Source organism: Streptomyces iakyrus (assembly GCF_000717055.1).
GTDB lineage: Bacteria > Actinomycetota > Actinomycetes > Streptomycetales > Streptomycetaceae > Streptomyces > Streptomyces iakyrus.
Window position 1 is genome coordinate 59889 of sequence record NZ_JNXI01000006.1, and the last position, 20440, is coordinate 80328.

Annotated in this window: 13 protein-coding genes and 1 pseudogene; 11 read left to right on the forward strand and 3 right to left on the reverse strand. The window is 70.8% G+C overall.

Annotation, left to right across the window (positions count from 1 at the left end; translation table 11 throughout):
* Nucleotides 1–164: 164 nt before the first annotated feature.
* On the reverse strand, nt 165–776 hold the full coding sequence (locus tag OO68_RS12205; protein ID WP_033308320.1) for a hypothetical protein: 612 nt from the start codon (nt 774–776) through the stop codon (nt 165–167).
* A gap of 311 nt (nt 777–1087) precedes the next feature.
* Nucleotides 1088–3253, reverse strand: coding sequence for a RecQ family ATP-dependent DNA helicase (locus OO68_RS12210; protein WP_033308321.1), 2166 nt, complete (start codon nt 3251–3253; stop codon nt 1088–1090).
* Nucleotides 3254–3396: 143 nt separating this feature from the next.
* Between OO68_RS12210 and OO68_RS12215 the strand changes: the two genes are divergently transcribed.
* From OO68_RS12215 to OO68_RS12245, 7 genes are all read left to right on the forward strand, one after another.
* A complete protein-coding gene (locus OO68_RS12215) occupies nt 3397–5082 on the forward strand; it encodes a DUF4192 domain-containing protein (protein WP_033308322.1) in 1686 nt (561 codons plus the stop codon).
* 626 nt (nt 5083–5708) lie between these two features.
* On the forward strand, nt 5709–7628 hold the full coding sequence (locus tag OO68_RS12220) for a glycogen debranching N-terminal domain-containing protein (protein ID WP_051814599.1): 1920 nt from the start codon (nt 5709–5711) through the stop codon (nt 7626–7628).
* Between the two features lie 130 nt (nt 7629–7758).
* Nucleotides 7759–8517: an NUDIX hydrolase gene (locus OO68_RS12225; RefSeq protein ID WP_033308323.1), complete on the forward strand. Its 759-nt coding sequence runs from the start codon at nt 7759–7761 to the stop codon at nt 8515–8517.
* Between the two features lie 131 nt (nt 8518–8648).
* On the forward strand, nt 8649–10988 hold the full coding sequence (locus tag OO68_RS12230; RefSeq protein WP_033308324.1) for an ABC transporter ATP-binding protein: 2340 nt from the start codon (nt 8649–8651) through the stop codon (nt 10986–10988).
* 161 nt (nt 10989–11149) lie between these two features.
* The gene (locus tag OO68_RS12235; protein WP_078625257.1) at nt 11150–12037 is read left to right on the forward strand and encodes a FadR/GntR family transcriptional regulator; all 888 of its coding nucleotides are present in this window, start codon (nt 11150–11152) and stop codon (nt 12035–12037) included.
* Nucleotides 12038–12463: 426 nt separating this feature from the next.
* The gene (locus tag OO68_RS12240) at nt 12464–14005 is read left to right on the forward strand and encodes an RNA polymerase sigma factor (protein WP_033308487.1); all 1542 of its coding nucleotides are present in this window, start codon (nt 12464–12466) and stop codon (nt 14003–14005) included.
* Nucleotides 14006–14144: 139 nt separating this feature from the next.
* A complete protein-coding gene (locus OO68_RS12245) occupies nt 14145–14993 on the forward strand; it encodes a S1 family serine peptidase (RefSeq protein WP_033308326.1) in 849 nt (282 codons plus the stop codon).
* Nucleotides 14994–15116: 123 nt separating this feature from the next.
* Here the strand turns inward: OO68_RS12245 and OO68_RS12250 are convergent, their stop codons facing one another.
* Nucleotides 15117–15347, reverse strand: coding sequence for a DUF7455 domain-containing protein (locus tag OO68_RS12250; RefSeq protein ID WP_033308327.1), 231 nt, complete (start codon nt 15345–15347; stop codon nt 15117–15119).
* Between the two features lie 442 nt (nt 15348–15789).
* Here OO68_RS12250 and OO68_RS12255 point away from each other — a divergent pair, with 442 nt between their 5' ends.
* From OO68_RS12255 to OO68_RS12270, 4 genes and pseudogenes are all read left to right on the forward strand, one after another.
* The gene (locus OO68_RS12255) at nt 15790–17913 is read left to right on the forward strand and encodes a DNA gyrase/topoisomerase IV subunit B (protein ID WP_033308328.1); all 2124 of its coding nucleotides are present in this window, start codon (nt 15790–15792) and stop codon (nt 17911–17913) included.
* Between the two features lie 158 nt (nt 17914–18071).
* A pseudogene (locus OO68_RS45380) lies at nt 18072–18188 on the forward strand (response regulator transcription factor); the annotation flags it as partial.
* 68 nt (nt 18189–18256) lie between these two features.
* Nucleotides 18257–18814 (forward strand): DUF485 domain-containing protein, encoded by a 558-nt coding sequence (locus OO68_RS12265; RefSeq protein WP_033308329.1) that lies wholly within the window; start codon nt 18257–18259, stop codon nt 18812–18814.
* Entirely contained in the window at nt 18811–20403 is a 1593-nt protein-coding gene (locus tag OO68_RS12270; protein ID WP_033308330.1) for a monocarboxylic acid transporter, read from the forward strand. Before OO68_RS12265 ends, OO68_RS12270 begins: the two co-directional genes overlap by 4 nt.
* Nucleotides 20404–20440 lie beyond the last annotated feature (37 nt).

Sequence of the window (20440 nt, forward strand, 5' to 3'; positions counted from 1 at the left end):
GGAGAGCGCTTCCGTTGTTGCGGCAGACCGCCCTGTGGGCGGTTATGCCAGGGCAGGTTCGGGTGCTGGTTCCGGCTGCCTGCCCAGCCGTCGTCGTGTGCCGTGCGAGGGGGCGCCCCGACCGGCCGACAGCCCGGATCGGTGCGGACCGGCCCGCCCAGGGCTCAGCGTGCCGCCGCTGCGCGGCGCAGTACCTCGGAGGCGCCGCCGGTGCGCGGTATGGGTGGCGGTGCCTCCGACGTGGCGAACGGCTCCGGTGCCGAGGCCGAGTGGGGGCGGCGTCCGCCGCGGCCCTCGCCCAGGACCTGCCAGCCGTCACGGGTCAGCGTGATGTACGCCCCGCAGCGCAGCCCGTGCAGGGTGCACGCGTCGCGCAGCCCCCACATCCACGCACCGTCCTCCTCCGTCCAACGCGCGTCGCCCTCACGGCAGTAGAGCAGCACCGCGGTGCGCACCGGCGTGCGGCGGCGCAGGTCGTGTGGAATGACCCGACGCAACTGCGCGAGAAGCGCGTTGCGGAACATCCAGCCGTCGGCCGGGGCCGGACGGCGTACGAACGACGCGCTCGCCAGCAGCCGCTCGTCCGGGTCGAGCACGGCGACGACAGCGGTCGCGGGCTGCGGGTGGTGACGGACGTGCAGTCCGCTGACGATCTCACGAGGGTTGCGCAGGAGTGGGATCCCGGCGGCGGCCCATTCCGCGGGTTCGAGCAAGCGGTTGGCGGAAGCGGCGGACGTCGACGCCGCTGCCGAGGCCGGAGCGAATCCGAAGGTCACGGTCCTCCCTTCGGCTACGCGCCCACACTGCGGGCGGGGTCGGATTCCTGGGAGCGCGCACCGCAGCGAAGCCCTACCGGAGCGGCCGGCGAGCCGTGCGGGAGCAGACCTCAATTCTTCCTGTCGAACTTGAATGCGGCAACGAGCAATTGAGGCAGCCGACCGTTATCAGATGATGCGCGGCTAATATCCCCACCATATGTGTCGCCGGACCACCCATGGGGCGTTCGAGCACGACACGTTCGTACGTCATGGGGGTGTGCGGCGTCCAGAGGTGTGCGCCGGGGCAGCTGCCCCGGCCCGGGTCGCCGTCAGCCCTGCACAGCCAGCACCAGCGGCAACACCCCCTGCGCGCCGGAGTGTCGGAGCATGCGCGCCGCGACCGCGAGGGTCCAGCCGGTCTCCGTGTAGTCGTCCACGAGGAGGACCGGGCCCCGGGCCTCGACGAGGGCGGAGGCGAGGGCGGGCGGCACGGCCAGGGCCCCGTCCAGCGCCTTCAGCCGCTGGGCGCTGTTGCTCCGGGAGCCCGAGTGCGCGTCGCCGGTGTACTCGACTGAGCCCAGCAGCGGCAGCCGCCCGATCTCGGCGATGCGCGCCCCGAGGGAGCCGATCAGCTGCGGTCGCGTGCGCGAGGCGACGGTGACGACACCGGCGGGGCGAGGCCCGGCCTCCGGTGCGCCCGGGGCCCAGCCGCCGGGGCCCCGGGCCCAGTCGGCCAGTACGTCCACCACGGCCTTCGCCACGTCGTCGGGAACGGGCCCGTCGGGGGCCTGGGGCGAGAGCATGGGCCGCAGCCGGTTCCCCCACCCGATGTCCGACAACCGTCCCAGCGCGCGTCCCGACCCGGCCTGTTCTCCGGCCGGGATGCGGCCCTTGAGGTCCACTCCGATCGCCGGCAGCCCGGTGGGCCACATGCGTCGGGGCTCCACTTCGACACCTGCCCGGCCGAGGTCCACGCGCGCGGCACCGAGCGCCTCCTCGGACGTGTCGGCGGTGAAGCGCGGACCGGCGCAGTTGTCGCAGCGACCGCACGGTCTGGCGGCCTCGTCGTCCAGCTGGCGCTGCAGGAACTCCATACGGCAGTCGGCCGTCGACGCGTACGCGCGCATGGCCTGCTGCTCGGCATCGCGCTGACGTGCTACCCACGCGTACCGCTCGGCGTCATACGTCCACGGCTGCCCGGTCGCGATCCAGCCGCCCTTGACGCGCTTGACCGCCCCGTCCACGTCGAGGACCTTGAGCATGGTCTCCAGGCGGGAGCGGCGCAGCTCCACCAGGGGTTCCAGGGCGGGCAGGGACAGGGGCTTCTCCGCGTGCGCGAGGATGTCGAGCGTGCGGCGCACCAGGTCCTCCGAGGGGAAGGCGAGCGACGCGAAGTACTTCCAGATCGCCTCGTCCTCCTTGCCCGGTAGCAGGAGCACCTCGGCATGCTTCACGCCTCGTCCCGCGCGGCCCACCTGCTGGTAGTAGGCGATGGGGGAGGAGGGCGAACCCAGGTGCACCACGAAGCCCAGATCGGGCTTGTCGAATCCCATGCCGAGTGCTGACGTGGCGACCAGCGCCTTCACCTTGTTGCCGAGCAGATCCTCCTCGGCCTGCTGGCGGTCGGCGTTCTCCGTCTTGCCCGTGTACGACGCGACCGTGTGCCCCCGCTGCCGGAGGAAGGCGGTGACCTCCTCGGCGGCGGCCACGGTGAGGGTGTAGATGATTCCGGACCCCGGCAGTTCGTCGAGGTGCTCGGCCAGCCAGGCCATACGGTGCGCGGCATCCGGCAGCCGCAGGACACTCAGGCTCAGGCTGTCCCGGTCCAGCGGGCCCCGGAGCACGAGGGCGTCCGAGCTGCCGCCGGTGCCGAGTTGTTCCGCGACGTCGGCCGTCACGCGCGCGTTGGCCGTGGCGGTGGTCGCGAGCACCGGAACACCGGGTGGGAGGTCGGCGAGCATGGTGCGCAGCCGGCGGTAGTCGGGCCGGAAGTCGTGGCCCCAGTCGGAGATGCAGTGCGCCTCGTCCACCACCAGGAGCCCGGTGGCTGCCGAGAGCCGGGGGAGGACCTGGTCCCGGAAGTCCGGGTTGTTGAGCCGTTCGGGACTCACCAGCAGGACGTCCACCTCGCCCGCGGCGATCTCGTCCTGAACGGCTTCCCACTCCTCGGTGTTGGAGGAGTTGATGGTCCGGGCGTGAATGCCTGCCCGAGCCGCCGCCTCGACCTGGTTCCGCATGAGCGCGAGCAGCGGGGACACGATCACGGTCGGGCCACTGCCCCGGGCTCGCAGCAGCGAGGTCGCCACGAAGTAGACCGCGGACTTGCCCCAGCCCGTGCGCTGGACGACCAGGGCACGGCGTCTGTCGGCGACCAGTGCCTCGATCGCCCGCCACTGGTCCTCGCGCAGCTGGGCCTCCCCCGAGACGTCCCCGACGAGACGGGCCAGGACCGTGTCGGCCGCCGCCCGGAGTTCCGCGTTGCTCGTGTGCTCCATGCGTTCCATACAACAGGACCGCACTGACATCCGCGGCGGCGCATCGGGAGGCTGGGGACACGCCGGGCCTGGGCTGACGTGTTCCTGATAGGACTTATCCACAGGCCCAAGCGGAGTTTTGCGTTCCGCGAGATCGTCTTCGCATGACGAACCACAGCGAAACGACCGGATCCCCCGAGAACGGCGACATCACCGGGCCCGAAGCGCAGAGCGGGCGGAAGAACGGTGAACAGGACAAAAAGGCGAGCGACGCGACCCGGCTCCACACCTCCACCCCCGCGTACGACAGTCACGGCGGCGAGCACCAGGTCACCTTGCGCACTCCGGCCGAACTGGCCGACGCTCTGCCGTACCTGCTCGGATACCGCCCCGAGGACAGCATCGTCCTGGTCGCTCTGCACGACAGCGACGGACGCGGGCGGTTCGGAGGCCGGGCCCGTCTCGGTATCCCCGCCAACGCTGACGACTGGGCTTCCGCGGCCCGGCAATTGTCCCACGGCCTTGTGACGGGCAGCGAGCGCCGAGGCGCACGGCCCGAGTCGATGGTCGCCTTCCTGTGCCAGGAACCGGAGAAGGGCCAGACCGGCCGGCAGGTGATGGAGCGGCTGAGGCCACTGGCCCAGAGGCTGCGTGTCGAGTGCGGTTCCCTCGACGTGGTGGTGGTCGAGGCGCTGTGCATCTCGGAGGGCCGGTACTGGTCGTACTGCTGTGACAACGCGACGTGCTGCTCCCCCGAGGGAGCCCCCATGGGCCTGCCCGGCACCTCCGTGCTGGCCGCCGCGGCCACCTACGCCGGCATCCAGGTCCGCGGCACACTGCGGGAGCTCCGGGCCCGGCTACTGCCCTGGGAGAACGCCGCGGCCCTTGAACAGGAGGCCGCCCTGGACACCGCCAGCATGGCGCTGGTGCCGAAGATCCTCGACGACGCGGGCCGTGCCGCCGTGGCCGACGAGACGCTGGAGCTGGCCAGGAGGATCCTGGACCGTTTCGCCCAGGCACCGCCTGCGACCGGCACACTCCTTGCGGATCTCCGCGACGACGAACTGCTCGGGCACGACGAGGCCGCCCGGCTCATTCTCGGCCTCCAGGACCGAGCGACCCGTGACCGCGCGGCCGAGTGGATGGAGGGCGACGAGGCCGGACACGCCCTTCGCCTCTGGCGGACCCTGGCTCGGCGCTGCGTCGGACCCTACGGAGAGCATGCCGCCGCACCGCTCACTCTCACCGGCTGGGTTGCCTGGTCCACCGGCGACGAACTGGAGGCCCGCGAAGCCCTCGCCATGGCCCTGGGCGCCGATCCCGACTACCTCTTCGCCCGGCTTCTGCACCAGGCCTGCAACGAAGGTCTCGACCCGGAGTCGATCCGCAGCTGCCTGCGAGCGGAGCGGAAAGGCCGTGGATCCGCGGTGGCCGATCTCCTGGAAACACGCGCGGACGGTGACGAGTCCGACGGACGCGAGACGACCGGGGCGTGCGAAGCCGAGCCACACGACGAGCCGTCACCGGCAATGATGCCGTCGCGCCGTCGCCGCCGCTCTCTCCCCGCCGCTACCACCGCCTCGGCCTCGGACCGCACCAGCGCGGATGACCGTGGCACGGGAGCCCGGGCTCCCCGGCGGCGTCCATCCTTGGGCACCACACACCCTGCCGGTACCACCACCGAAACCGGTCCTCGCCCCGGCCGTGCGACCAGGGCGAGTACCGCGCGATCGGGAAGCGTGCGGACGGGCGGCACGCGTGCACGCACGGCTAGGAAGGCAGTCCTGCCCGTCCGGGAGACCGGCCAGGAAGGTCCACAGCCCGGCCTCGGCAAGGACGGCGGGGAGTGAGCCCTCGCCGAGCGCCTTCGAGGTTCTCGGGGCGGGCTCCAGGGCGTGACTCGAAGGAGGGTCCCACCGTTCACCTGAGTGGCGGAACGGCTGGACGGGCCACGACGCCGCACTGCCCCTGCCCCGTCGGACCCCTCCGGCACCGGCGCCGAACCCGATCGAGGCGCACCGAGCGCAGAGGAAGCCATCCGATGCCCCAGCCGACTCCGCCCTCCGCCGCCGACGACCGCCGCCCTCCGGGCGGCCCGCCACCACCTCTCGGATCGGGTGTCGGCCCGCCGGGGGCAGGAGCGCCGGGGGCGGGGGAGCAGCAGGTCGTCCCTCCGCGGCCGACGGCACGTCTCGACGGATACGGGCCGCGGTTCCCCGGCGGCACGTCATACCCCCCTGCGCCCACCGGACCCGACTCGCGCCCGCCCACGTCGCCCGGCCCGGGCCGATCGTCACCCCGGGGGGTCGGACAGAACCGGCGCCCTGGTGCGGGAACAGGACATGGCTCAGTCGCGCCGCCCTTTGCTCAAGGACGGACTCCTTCACCTGGGGGCCGCCGGTCTGAACCCCCGCCCCGGGGAGCCACGATCCCCGGACTGCGCTGGTCCGCCGACCTACCCCCCGCCCACACCGCGATGATCTGTGTCGCCCTTCCCGGCCTCGCCATCTCGACCGAAGGAGGGCAGCTGACCGGCCGCGGGCTGGAGGGGTTCTACCGGGCCGGCCGGCGCGTGCTCTCCCGGTGCGAGATCCGCGTCGCCGGGCGAGAACCCCTCGCGGTACAGGCCCGGATGGCCTCGGCCGACCGCGCCCGGTTCGTGGGAACTCTCCGCACATCACCCCAGGCAGGCCCGGACCCGGACGTGATCGTGGAACGCAACCGCCTCGCGGACGGCACGGAGCGGATCACCCTGCACAGTGCGGCTTCCCGCCCGCTGCGACTGCCGGTCGAGATCGTCCTGGGCACGGATCTCGCCGACCTCGGGGCGATCGCCTCCGGGAGTGCAGGGCCCGAACTCACCGCCACTGTCCACGGCTCCGGCCTGCGCTGGTCCTGCGCTACCGGCAACGCGTCCGTCACGGCCGAACCGCCTCCCGCCGACGCCCTAGCCTCGACCGGGCTGCTGCGGTGGGAGCTCGACCTGCCACCCGGCTCCAGCAGAACCGTCGAACTGCGGGTGCGGCCGGACGGCGCAGGACCCCTCCGAGCCGTGGGACGAGCGGCGACCAGCCCACTGGCCGCCGCGCACGCGGAGGGGGACGACCTGAGAGTCCCCGCCCTCCTGCGGACGAGCATCGAGGACCTCCAAGCCCTCCTCCTGCGTGACGCGGCGAACCCCGCCGACACTCACCTCGCAGCCGGGGCGCCCTGGCGCTGCGGTCTGGCCCCCGCCGACGCACTCGTCGCCGCCCGGATGGCACTGCCGCTCGGCACCGGCCTCGCCGCGGGGACGCTGAGGATCCTCGCCCGGACCCAACTCTCCGGACCCGGAGAACAGTCCGGCATGATCCCAGGCCCTCGACGGGACGCCGGACCGCACCTTCTGCCGCAGTGCACCGGAACAGAGGCCACCCTGCTCTTCCCCGCCCTGCTCGCCGAGGCCCGCCGCTGGGGCCTTCCCGACCGGGAGACGGAAGAACTGCTGCCCGCCGCCGAGCGCTGCCTGGCCTGGCTGCGGACCACCGTGGGCGACGGCCCCTACCTGCGCGACGCGAACGAGGGCGGGTCAGTCCGCTGCGAGACACAAGCCCACGCCCACCGTGCCGCGCTGCTCGGCGCCGACCTCCTCGATGCCTGCGGCCGGGGAGGGGGAGCGGCACTCCGGCAGTGGGCGCAAACCCTGCGGACCGCGTTCCGAGAGGACTTCTGGGTCGAGGATCGCGGGGGCGGCCGGCCCGCGGCAGCCCGCAGACCGGACGGCAGCCCGGTCCCCCACCTGGGCGCGGCCGCCGTGCACCTCCTCGACACGGGTCTGCTGGGCGGGGGCGAGCCGGCACCAGGTCTGCTCGACAAGGTCCGGACCGAGCACCTCGCCCGGCTGCTCGGCAGCCCGGTCATGGACTCGGGGTGGGGCTTGCGCGGACTGGGCGCGAAGGAGCCGGGATTCAATCCGTTCGGCCACCGCGCAGGAGCTGTACGGATCCAGGAGACGGCACTCGCCGTGGCGGGACTGGCAGCCGCCGGCTACGAGAAGGAAGCGAGCTCACTCCTGCGCGGCGTACTCGTGGCTGCCGAGACGTTCTCCTACCGGCTGCCCGAGATGTACGCGGGGGAGCAGCGTACGGAAGGGGGTGCTCCGCTCCCGCACCCGGCAGCCTGCCGCCCCGCAGCCACAGCGGCGGCCGCCGGAGTCCTGCTGCTGACCACACTCGTCGGCATCCGCCCCGACGCCCCGGCCGGGACGGTCACCCTGCGCCCCGTGCGCAGTGCGCCCCTCGGGGAGATCGGCTTCACGGGACTGCGGGTGGCGGGCGCCCCGTTCTCCGTACGGGTCAGCCGACTGGGACTCGCCATGGTCGAGGAGGCGGCCGACGAGCTGCAACTGGGGGTGTGACGTGCGACGACGCGCCATTTTCAGCACCGGAGGGCAGGCGGTGCAGTCCCTGCCGGACAGAAGACGATCAGTAAGCGACGGGACGGGCGAAGGGAGTGTTTATCGTCAGGCAGACGACTATGATCGCCGCATGCCCTACGACCCGTCAGCGTTTCCTCCCTTCGCCGTCACCGTGGACCTGGTCGTGCTGACCGTGCGCCGCCATGCCCTGTGCGCGCTGGCGGTACGCAGGGGCGAACCGCCGTTCCAGGGGCGTTGGGCGCTGCCCGGCGGTTTCGTACGGGCCGATGAGGACCTGGCGCAGGCGGCGGGGCGTGAGCTGGCCGAGGAGACCGGACTGGGCGTCCACGACCCGTCCGTCCCGGCGCAGGACAACGGCGCACACCTGGAGCAGCTTGCCACCTACGGAGATCCCAAGCGGGACCCCAGGATGCGGGTCGTCAGTGTCGCGCACCTGGCTCTCGCCCCCGACCTGCCCGCACCCAGAGCAGGCGGGGACGCCAGCAACGCGCGGTGGGCCCCGGTCGAGGAACTGTTGCAGCAAGGCGGCTACGGGCGTGAGGCCGAGCCGGTCGCGCCGCTCGCCTTCGACCATGCTCAGATCCTCGCGGACGGAGTGGAGCGCGCCCGCTCCAAGATCGAGTACTCGTCGCTGGCCACCGCCTTCTGCCCGCCCGAATTCACCGTCGGGGAACTGCGCCGTGTCTACGAGGCGGTGTGGGGCGTGGCGCTCGACCCGCGCAACTTCCACCGCAAGGTCACGGGTACCCCCGGGTTCCTCGTGCCCACCGGCGGGACGACCACCCGCCAGGGCGGACGCCCGGCTCAGCTCTTCCGTGCCGGTGGTGCGACGCTGCTCAACCCCCCGATGCTGCGCCCCGAGGTGTGAGCGGCGGCCGGGCGCGTGCGGCCCCCGGGTCCGGAACTCCACCCGCCCGCAGCCCGGTCACGGTGAGGGCCATGCCTGAGGCAGGCTTGTGGTGCCCGAAAAACCGGACATAGCGCGCTATCTTGCTACGGGTGATCCAGGCCTTCGGACTGACCAGCAATCCCCGCAAGGAGCTTCCGCCCGCAGCCGACGACGTCTCCTTCGAGGCACGCGCGGGCCGGACCACCGCGCTGCTCGGAGCGCCGGGCGCCGGCAAGACGACGGTTCTCAGACTCATGCTCGAACTGCAACAAGGTCGCGGCATCACCCACTTCAGGGGCCGCCCCCTGCACCGCATCGCCCATCCCTCGCGCGAGGTGGGCGTGCTGCTGGGGGACGTGCCGGGGCATCCCGCCCGCACGGTCCGCGGTCATCTGCGCATGTTGTGCGCTGCCGCAGGGGTCCCGGTCCGGCGTGCCGATGAAGTTCTCGAGGCGGTCGGGCTCGTGAGCTTGCGCGACGAACGCCTCGGCACCCTCTCCCGCGGCATGGACCGCCGCCTGGGCCTGGCCTGCGTCCTCCTGGCGGACCCGCACACCCTCGTCCTCGACGATCCGGCCGGCGGACTGTCCACTCGCGAGAGCACCTGGATGCACGACATGCTGCGCGCCCACGCCGCCCAGGGCGGCACGGTCCTTTTCACCACGGCCGACCCCAAGGAGGCCGCGCGCACCGCCGATCACGTCGTCACCCTCGAACAGGGCAGGCTCGTGGCCGACCAGGACGTCGCGGAGTTCTCGCGCACCCGCCTCCGACCCCGGGTCGCCGTACGCAGCCCTCACGCGGCCCGTCTGGCCGTTCTCCTGGCCAAGCAGGCCCGCACCTCGCAGCGTTCGGTCGAGGTCGTCCGAGAGGGGGGCAACCGTCTCTCGGTGTACGGCGGTACCTGCGCGGACATCGGCGAGGTCGCCTTCCGCCACGGCATCGTGGTTCACCAACTCGCCGATGAGACCGGAGACATGGGGCCCGGTGCGGGCTCCCCTCGGACAAGTGGGCCGCGTGACCGGACCCTCGCCGCATCAGGGCACCTCACCGGAACGCACCGGGCGGACCGTATGCCGCGGCCCTCAGAAGCAGCGTCGCCTCTCGACCCGTCGAGACCGTTCGTGACCGATCCCACGGCTCTTACGACCGGGTCACGGTCCCCGCTTGAGCCGGGACCTTCGTCAGGCTCACCGAGACAGGGCGCGACAGAGCAGGGTGCACCAGAGCAGGGCGCATGTGAGCAAGGCGCACCAGGGCAAGGTGCCCGAGAGCGACGTGCTCCAGAATGCGGCGCACCAGAGCAAGGTGCCCGAGAACAAGGTGCTCCGAGACCAAGCGCACCAGGGCAAACCGCACCCAGGCAAGCCGCAGAGCCGTCGGCCTCCTCCGCAGCCCCTGCGGTCGTCTCCACCGAGCCGCGGCCCATGCCGGAGCCGCCATCCGGCACGGGCGCGCCGGAACCGGGCACGGACGAGTCGTCGCCTTCCCGCGGGCATCCGCACCCTGCCGCCGAGCCGCCAGAACTCCCGGACGCCCACTCGGCCGGCCGGTCAAGCGACGGACCTGTCGCGGAGACCGTGTCCTCCGCGCCCCAAACGCTGCTCCCTACCGGCACCCGCCCCGCACGCACGCTCGATGCGCTGCCTCCTCTGCCACCCCCCATCTCCGTCCGCCCGGCCCCGAGCCCCCTTCGCCCCCTGCGCTACGAGATCCGCCGTGCCGCCGGGATCGGCACGGGGTTCCTGACCGGGGCCGTCGTGCTGGCCGTGTCTGCGGTGACCGCCGTCGTGCTCGCACGCATCGGCCACACGCCTCAGCCGCGCCTGCTGGCCGCGTGGCCGCGCGAGCTCCCCCTGCCGCCCGCGGCGCTCGGCGCGGGACTGCTGGGAGCGCTGTCCTTCGGCGACGAGTTCCGCCACCCCGCCCTGGCGGCGGACCGCGGCACCGTACCCCGCCGGCTGGGGCTCCTGGCCGCCAAACTGCTCGTCTCCTCGGTCACCGCGCTGGTGCTGGCCGTCCTGACCGTCGGCTGCGACGCCGAAGTGCTCTATCTCGTCTACGGACGGGAGCTCGCCCAGGTTCCCACCGACTGGCTCCCCATGAGTGCGAGTTGGATCGGACTCGTAGTCGGCTGCGCCTGGGCCGGTGTACTCGCCGCCGGCGTTTTCCGGTCCACCACCGCCGGACTCGCCGCCGTCGCAGCCGTCCCCCTCCTCGTCGTGCCCGTCGTGCACCAGCTCGTGAACGGACCGTCCGTGCGAACCGCGGCCGGACTGCCCATGCGGCTGCGAGAGGCTCTCCTGCCGCGATGGCCCTTCGGGGGAGAGCGCTACCTGGAGGCCGCGCTCGAGGTGATCTCCCAACCCGTGGGCGGGGCACTGACGTTGTCGCTGACAGCGCTGCTCTGCGCGTATCTGCTGACGGGCCTGCGCAGCCGCTTCCGGTGACGACTGTCCGTAACCCTTGGTCCGGCCATGCCCACAACTCCCCGCAGAACGCCCATTTCTTTCCGATAAGGCGTCAATTGCGACGCGGTGAGCGATCACCCTTTCGTGTGCTTTTCACCAAAGACCTCAAGGGAGTTGGAGACGAGGCCGACAAAGGATGCGTGAGTACCCTTGCGCACACCATGATGACCGCCGCCCGCTCCGCCGACTCCGGCCTCGCGAGCCCGGGCGAACTCGACCGCTACCCGTACGCCGAGGCGCCCGCCGTCGACCGCGTCGGGGCCCCTGCCTGGGACGGCGGGGACCCCGAGCTGGGCCGTGTGGGCCGACGCGCCGCGGGCAGCCGCGGACGCGGGCTGCACGGCCAACTCGTTCAGCAACTCGGTCAGATGATCGTCTCCGGCGACCTGGGTGCCGACCGCCCGCTGGTGCCCGAGGAGATCGGCCAGCGCTTCGAGGTCTCCCGCACCGTCGTCCGAGAGTCGCTCCGCGTCCTGGAGGCCAAGGGTCTGGTGAGCGCCCGCCCGAACGTCGGCACGCGCGTGCGCCCCGTCAGCGACTGGAACCTCCTCGACCCGGACATCATCGAGTGGCGGGCCTTCGGGCCCCAGCGCGACGACCAGCGCCGCGAGCTGAGCGAGCTGCGGTGGACGATCGAGCCGCTCGCCGCCCGCCTCGCGGCCGGGCACGGGCGCGAGGACGTCCAGCAGCGCCTTGCGGACATGGTCGAGATCATGGGGCACGCGATGGCTCAGGGTGATGCGCTCACCTTCTCCCGCGCCGACGCGGAGTTCCACTCGCTGCTCATCCAGGTCGCGGGCAACCGCATGCTGGAGCACCTCTCCGGGATCGTGTCCGCGGCCCTTCAGGTCTCGGGCGGGCCGGTCACGGGGTGTGACCGGCCGAATGAGGCGTCCCTGGCGCACCACGGCCGTATCTGCGACGCCCTCGCCACTGGAGACGGTGCGGCGGCCGAGGCGGCCATGCGCCAACTCCTCACGATCAATCCCGAGGTGGAACGGGTCGTGCCCGCCCCGCGCGAGCACTGACCGAGTTCCGCGGGCGGCGCGGCCGGGTGTGCCACCCCCCTCCTGTGGCAGTGCCTGACCGGTGATCCGCCTCCCGTCGGACCTCGTGGGATCCCAGTGATCCTGCGGGGTCCGACGGCGCGAAGGGATCGAGGCATGGCGAGGCGGCCGAGTCGATACCGCATGTGACCTCTTCTGTCAGCGTCTGACCGTTTTCGTTCGCTTACGGGGTGTGACTCGGGCCACGCGGATTGGGCGTAACGCTCGCGGGAAGAACGCGATGACCTAAGAGGTGACAGCCGCGGAGGGAATACGGACGCCGTTCACGGCGCTGTGCATCTTCCCGGCCCCCGCCCGCGCCGTCGGCCCATCCCCAAGCCGGCGGTCGGCTCCTGTCCTCTGTGGACGGGGCCGGAAGCCGTTTTCCAACGTTCCGAGAGGTTGTTCGTGTCGGCCAGCACATCCCGTACGCTCCCGCCGGAGATCGCCGAGTCCGTCTCTGTCATGGCGCTCATTGAGCGGGGAAAGGCTGAGGGGCAGATCGCCGGCGATGACGTGCGTCGGGCCTTCGAAGCTGACCAGATTCCGGCCACTCAGTGGAAGAACGTACTGCGCAGCCTCAACCAGATCCTCGAGGAAGAGGGTGTGACGCTGATGGTCAGTGCCGCAGAGCCCAAGCGCACCCGAAAGAGCGTCGCAGCGAAGAGTCCCGCCAAGCGCACCGCCACCAAGACGGTCGCGGCCAAGGCGGTGACCACCCGGAAGGCCACCGCCACCGCTACGCCGGCGGCGCCCGCCGCCGAGCCGGCCGTCGAGGAGGAGGCGCCCGCCAAGAAGGCGGCTGCCAAGAAGGCGACCGCCAAGAAGGCTGCCGCGAAGAAGACCGTCGCCAAGAAGACGGCCGCCAAGAAGACCAGCGCCAAGAAGGACGACGCCGAGATTCTCGAGGAGGAGGTGCTCGAGGAGGCAGCGCCCGGCAAGGCCGGTGAGGAGCCCGAGGGCACCACCGAGAACGCGGGCTTCGTGCTCTCCGACGAGGACGAGGACGACGCGCCCGCCCAGCAGGTCGCGGCCGCCGGTGCCACCGCCGACCCGGTCAAGGACTACCTCAAGCAGATCGGCAAGGTTCCCCTGCTCAACGCCGAGCAGGAGGTCGAGCTCGCCAAGCGCATCGAGGCCGGGCTGTTCGCCGAGGACAAGCTGGCGAACGCCGACAAGCTGGCCCCGAAGCTCAAGCGCGAGCTGGAGATCATCGCCGAGGACGGCCGCCGCGCCAAGAACCACCTCCTGGAGGCCAACCTCCGTCTGGTGGTCTCCCTGGCCAAGCGCTACACCGGCCGCGGCATGCTCTTCCTGGACCTCATCCAGGAGGGCAACCTCGGTCTGATCCGCGCGGTCGAGAAGTTCGACTACACCAAGGGCTACAAGTTCTCCACGTACGCCACGTGGTGGATCCGTCAGGCGATCACCCGCGCCATGGCCGACCAGGCCCGCACCATCCGTATCCCGGTGCACATGGTCGAGGTCATCAACAAGCTGGCACGTGTGCAGCGCCAGATGCTCCAGGACCTGGGCCGGGAGCCCACCCCGGAGGAGCTGGCCAAGGAGCTCGACATGACCCCCGAGAAGGTCATCGAGGTCCAGAAGTACGGCCGCGAGCCCATCTCGCTGCACACCCCGCTGGGCGAGGACGGCGACAGCGAGTTCGGTGACCTCATCGAGGACTCCGAGGCGGTCGTCCCGGCCGACGCGGTCAGCTTCACGCTCCTGCAGGAGCAGCTGCACTCCGTCCTGGACACCCTGTCCGAGCGTGAGGCGGGCGTCGTCTCGATGCGCTTCGGCCTCACCGACGGCCAGCCGAAGACCCTCGACGAGATCGGCAAGGTCTACGGCGTCACGCGTGAGCGGATCCGTCAGATCGAGTCCAAGACCATGTCGAAGCTGCGCCATCCGTCCCGTTCGCAGGTGCTGCGCGACTACCTCGACTGAGCGAAGCCGTACGACACGAAAGGCCCGGTTCCCCGAGGGGGGCCGGGCCTTCGCAGTGCCGTCCCCCTCCGCGGGTGCGGGGTTCCACGAGGTGAATCACTCTGGGTGTCCCAATGACAACACGGAGTGAGGAGTGTGTATGCGTCGTCGACTGGCTCGAGCTCTGGTCCTGCCGCTGGCACTGGCGGCCGCGGTATCTGCGCTGTCCATGGGCGTCAGCGCCCCTGTGGCCGCCGACAGCGTGGTCATAGGGGGCTTTCCCGTTGAGGTGTCCCAGAGTCCGTGGACGGTGGCCCTGTCCAGTCGTGACCGGTTCGGGGGTACGCGCGCGGGGCAGTTCTGCGGGGGTGCGGCGGTCGGCCGCACCACCGTGCTCACCGCCGCCCACTGCCTGGACGAGGACGTCCTGGGCGTGCCACTCGAGCGCGTACGGGACCTCAAGGTCATAGCCGGCCGCACCGACCTGCTCTCGGGCCGTGAGGGGCGCGAGATCGCCGTGCGCCGTGCATGGGTGAACCCGGCCTACGGCAGTCACGGCAACGCCGGGGACTTCGCCGTGCTCACCCTGGCCGAACCGCTCCAGGGCGACTCGGTCATCAGGATGGCGGCGGACGGTGACCCCGCGTACGCGGCAGGTGAGACCGCGACGGTGTACGGATGGGGTGATACCTCGGGCACGGGCGACTACCCGGACGGTCTGCGGGCGGCGCGCGTGCGCGTGCTTTCCGATGCCCTGTGCGAGGAGGCGTATCCCGGCGGCATGGACGGCACCTACGACGCCACGAGCATGCTGTGCGCCGGGGAGGCCGAGGGGGGCCGGGACGCCTGCCAGGGCGACAGCGGAGGGCCGCTGGTGGCCCGGGGGCGGCTGATCGGGCTCGTGTCCTGGGGGATCGGCTGTGGCGAGGCCGGCAACCCCGGTGTGTACATGCGGGTGTCCTACCTCATGCGGACGCTCGGGTGGGCACGAGCCTCGGAAGGTGTATGAGGCGTCCGGCGGAGTCCGGACCGGTCCGGAGGACGAGGACGGGCGGCTGTCTCTGGTGGTGACCAGAGACAGCCGCCCGTTCACCGGCCTGTGCCGGGCTGGCTCGTCGTCGGACGCGAGGTGTCAGCGCTCTTCTTCGGAGGCGTTCGCGGGAACGGACGTGAGCCGCTCCGTCTCGTCCTGTATCTCAGCGGCGATCTTCTTGAGTTCCGGCTCGAACTTGCGCCCGTGGTGGGCGCAGAAGAGCAGTTCTCCACCGCTGAGCAGGACGACGCGCAGGTACGCCTGGGCGCCGCAGCGGTCGCAGCGATCAGCGGCCGTCAACTGGCTCGCAGGGGTCAGAACAGTAGTCACGTCGCCTCTTCTCTAGCTCGACGAGCTGTCGTACCAGGGTCAACATCCAACCAGCCCCAAAACGTTCCCGCTCGTGGCTTTTCCTCGAAAGAATCTTTGCGAGGCGGCTGTCTGCTGCCGGTTGGCGGCGAATGTGCCGTATTGCGTGTCTATGTGTCTTACGGGGCTTCGCGTTGTATCGGTGGTCGGTCCTCCCGGCTGGGTTGCCGGTTGTTCATGAGGACGTGCCCGGAGCCTAAATGGTTCATGCCTGGAAGGGAACGTGATGTGTACTTCACTCCATCGAGGGATCGAACACGCATGCGAGTGTGGACTAGTCTGAGTTTCCGACGAGGGTGGCGTTACAACGGCTCTACCAGGCCTCGGTACCCTCTCACCGGTGACCGAAGCCGCGCCCTTACCCATGAGGGCCCCATCTGAAATTCAGCGAGGAGCGAACCGCGTGACCGCCGAGACGTCCGTGCCGTCCACAGCTCTGCTGGCAGGAGCCGACCGGGACGGTTCCAACTACACCGCGCGGCACCTGCTCGTCCTCGAGGGGCTCGAGGCCGTGCGCAAGCGCCCGGGTATGTACATCGGGTCGACCGACAGCCGTGGCTTGATGCACTGCGTCTGGGAGATCATCGACAACTCCGTCGACGAGGCCCTGGGCGGGTACTGCGACCACATCGAGGTGATCCTCCAGGACGACGGCTCCGTCGAGGTCCGGGACAACGGCCGGGGCATCCCGATCGACGTCGAGCCCAAGACCGGCCTCTCCGGCGTCGAGGTCGTCATGACCAAGCTGCACGCCGGCGGCAAGTTCGGCGGCGGCTCCTACGCCGCCTCCGGCGGTCTGCACGGCGTCGGCGCCTCCGTGGTGAACGCCCTGTCCGCCCGGCTGGACGTCGAGGTGGACCGCGGTGGGCACACCCACGCGATCAGCTTCCGGCGCGGTGTCCCCGGCGCCTTCGCCGGGAACGGCTCCGAGGCCAAGTTCGAGGCCAAGAGCGGCCTGCGCAAGGCCAGGAAGATCCCGAAGACCCGCACCGGCACCCGCGTGCGGTACTGGGCCGATCGCCAGATCTTCCTCAAGGACGCCAAGCTCAACCTGGAGACGCTGCACCAGCGCGCCCGCCAGACCGCCTTCCTGGTGCCCGGCCTGACCATCGTCGTGCGCGACGAGTACGGGCTTGGCGAGGGCGGCAGCAAGGGCGAGGAGTCCTTCCGCTTCGACGGCGGGATCAGCGAGTTCTGCGAGTACCTGGCGAATGACAAGCCGGTCTGCGATGTCCTCCGCTTCTCCGGGCAGGGCACCTTCAAGGAGACCGTCCCCGTCCTGGACGACCACGGCCAGATGACGCCCACCGAGGTCACCCGTGAACTCGGTGTCGACGTCGCGCTGCGCTGGGGGACCGGCTACGACACGACGCTCCGGTCCTTCGTCAACATCATCGCCACACCCAAGGGCGGCACCCACGTCGCGGGCTTCGAGCAGGCCGTGGCCAAGACGATGAACGAGGTGCTGCGCGCCAAGAAGCTCCTGCGCGTCGCCGAGGACGACATCGTCAAGGACGACGCCCTGGAGGGCCTGACCGCGGTCGTCACCGTGCGTCTCGCCGAGCCGCAGTTCGAAGGCCAGACCAAGGAGGTCCTCGGGACCTCGGCGGCCCGCCGCATCGTGAACAACGTGGTCACGAAGGAACTCAAGGCGTTCCTGACGTCCACCAAGCGGGATGCCGCCCAGCAGGCCCGGGTTGTGCTGGAGAAGGCCGTCGCCGCCGCACGCACGCGTATCGCCGCCCGGCAGCACAAGGACGCGCAGCGCCGCAAGACGGCCCTGGAGTCCTCCTCGCTGCCCGCCAAGCTGGCCGACTGCCGCAGTGACGACGTCGACCGCAGCGAGCTGTTCATCGTCGAAGGAGACTCCGCGCTCGGCACGGCGAAGCTCGCTCGCAACTCCGAGTTCCAGGCGCTGCTGCCGATCCGCGGCAAGATCCTCAACGTCCAGAAGTCGTCCGTGACGGACATGCTGAAGAACGCCGAGTGCGGCGCGATCATCCAGGTCATAGGAGCCGGCTCGGGCCGGACCTTCGACATCGACACAGCCCGCTACGGCAAGATCATCATGATGACCGACGCCGATGTCGACGGCTCGCACATCCGCACCCTGCTGCTGACGCTGTTCCACCGCTACATGCGGCCCATGGTCGAGGCCGGCCGGGTCTTCGCGGCGGTGCCGCCACTGCACCGCATCGAGATCGTCCAGCCGAAGAAGGGGCAGGACAAGTACGTCTATACGTACTCGGACCGCGAACTGCGTGACACGCTCATGGAGTTCCAGAGCAAGGGCATCCGCTACAAGGACTCGATCCAGCGCTACAAGGGTCTCGGTGAGATGGACGCCGACCAGCTGGCCGAGACGACGATGGACCCGCGCCACCGCACCCTGCGCCGGATCAACCTCTCCGACCTGGAGGCCGCCGAGCAGGTCTTCGATCTGCTCATGGGCAACGACGTGGCCCCGCGCAAGGAGTTCATCTCCAACTCGGCGGCGACGCTGGACCGGTCGCGGATCGACGCGTAGCCGGAGCGCCTGGCTGTTGCCGCGTACGGCCGGGTCACGCAACCGGTCGGCAGCGGTCCGGGCTGTCTGAGCCACCTGGACCGCTCCGGCCGTACCGAGACGTCTCTCCACCCTCGGGTGGAGAGACACCCGGTCGGGGATCCACCCGTGATCCACCCACGGCGACCGTGAAGACCCACATCAACAACCTCTTCACCAAGACCGGGCTCAAGGACCGTGCGCAGGCGGTGCGTTACGCCTACGGAAAGGGACTCGTGCGGCCACCAGCGGGTTAGTCACCTGATGGGGTGAAGTGTGAAGGGAAGAAGAGTCAGACATCTTCCCGTTCTGTCCATCCTTGGGCATGCAGCCAAGCAAGGGCCGTCCCTGCGGCGGCGGGGCCGGCCAGGAGAGCCGGGTCGAGCCTCTCGACGGTCATGAACCGGTCCCGGCCGAGGAGGCCGGACAGCTCAGGTACGACGATCCCTGGTACGACGCCCTCGCCTCCGGCTGGGGCGAGTCGTCCGACGAGGCCCAAGCCCAGCCGGTGGTCCCGTCGGCACGGACGGAGGGCGATGCGGAGGCCGCGGCGGCCGACGTGTACCTGGAAGTGCAGCGCAGTGCGGCCTTTCAGGAGGTGCGGCAGCGGTACCGGAAGTTCGTGGTGCCGGCGTCCGTGGCGTTCTTCACCTGGTACGTGGGCTACGTCGTGACCGCCACGACGGCACCGGAGCTGATGGCGCGGCCCGTGGCGGGAGCGGTGAACGTCGCGATGGTGGCGGGGCTCGGGCAGTTCCTGTCCACCTTCCTTCTCACCTGGGCCTACGCGCGGCACGCGCGGCTGCGCAGGGACCGAGCCGCCCTCGAACTGCGGTGGGACACACAGGAACTGACCCGTGGCGTGAGCGGCGGTGCGTCGTGACGGAAGAACACCAGACGCTTGCGCTGCTGCTCTTCAGCGCCTTCGTCGCCGTCACGCTGGGGATCACCACCTGGGTCAGCCGCAACCGGCGTGGCTCGGCGGAGGAGTTCTACGCGGGCGGACGGCTCTTCTCCCCCATGGAGAATGGTTTTGCCATCGCCGGTGACTACATGTCGGCCGCTTCCTTCCTCGGGGTCACCGGGCTCATCGCGCTGTTCGGCTATGACGGGCTGCTGTATGTCGTGGGCTTCCTCGTGGCGTGGCTGGTGGTGCTGTTCCTGGTCGCCGAACTGGTCCGCAACTGCGGCCGGTTCACGCTCGCCGACGTCGTGGCGGCCCGGATGAGGGAACGGCCGGTCCGGATCGCGGCGGGAACCTCCTCGGTCACGGTGTCCGTTCTCTATCTGGTGGCGCAGATGGTCGGAGCGGGCAGCCTGGTGGCGCTGCTGCTCGGGGGCACGAGCGACGCGGCCCGTGCTTGGACCGTCATCGGTGTGGGCGCGCTCATGGTGATCTATGTGTCGTTGGGAGGGATGCGCGCGACCACGTGGATCCAGATCGTCAAGGCCGTCCTGCTGCTCGGCGGCACCATCGCGCTGACGGCGCTCGTCCTGATGCGCTTCCACGGCGACCTGAACCGGCTGCTGCTCACGGCAGCCGAGCGCAGTGGGCACGGCGCGGCGTTCCTGGCGCCCGGGCTGAAGTACGGCGAGGACTGGACCGCCCGCTTCGACTTCATCAGTCTGGGGCTGGCTCTGGTGCTGGGCACGGCAGGGCTGCCGCACATCCTGTCCCGCTTCTACACCGTGCCCACCGCGCGGGCCGCGCGCCGCTCGGTCGTCTGGGCCGTCGGGCTCATCGGCGGCTTCTACCTGATGACGATCGTGCTCGGATTCGGTGCGGCCGCCATCCTGGGGCCGGACACGGTGCGCGCTTCGAACGCGGCCGGGAACACGGCGGTTCCGCTGCTGGCGCTCGATCTGGGCGGTGGTGCGGGATCCACCGGCGGGACGGTTCTCTTCGCGATCGTCGCCGCGGTCGCCTTCGCCACGATCCTCGCCGTGGTCGCCGGCATCACGCTCGCCTCCTCGGCGTCCGTGGCCCACGACCTGTACGCGTCCCTGCGGCGCCGGGGCGGGAAGCCGCGCAGCGAGGTGACGGTGGCCCGTATCGCGGCCGTCGGTGTCGGTGCGGTGGCGATCGCGCTCGGTCTGCTGGCGCGGGATCTCAACGTGGCGTTCCTGGTGGGCCTGGCATTCGCCGTCGCAGCGTCGGCGAACCTGCCGGTGCTGCTCTACTCGCTGTTCTGGCGCGGCTTCACCACCCGGGGTGCCGTGTGGGCGGTCTACGGCGGTCTGGCCCCGGCGGTGGTGCTCGTGGTGCTGTCACCGGTGGTCTCGGGCAGCCCCGACTCGCTCTTCCCGGGCATCGACCTCCAGCTCTTCCCTCTGCAGAACCCGGGTCTCGTCTCGATCCCCCTCGGCTTCCTCGCGGGCTGGCTGGGCACGGTCACCTCGGCGGAGGTACCGGACGAGGTCAAGCACGCGGAGACAGAGGTGCGGTCGCTGACGGGTGCGGGAGCGGCGTAGCGGCGGTGCCGCCGACGCCACGGTCGAGGGGGAGCCG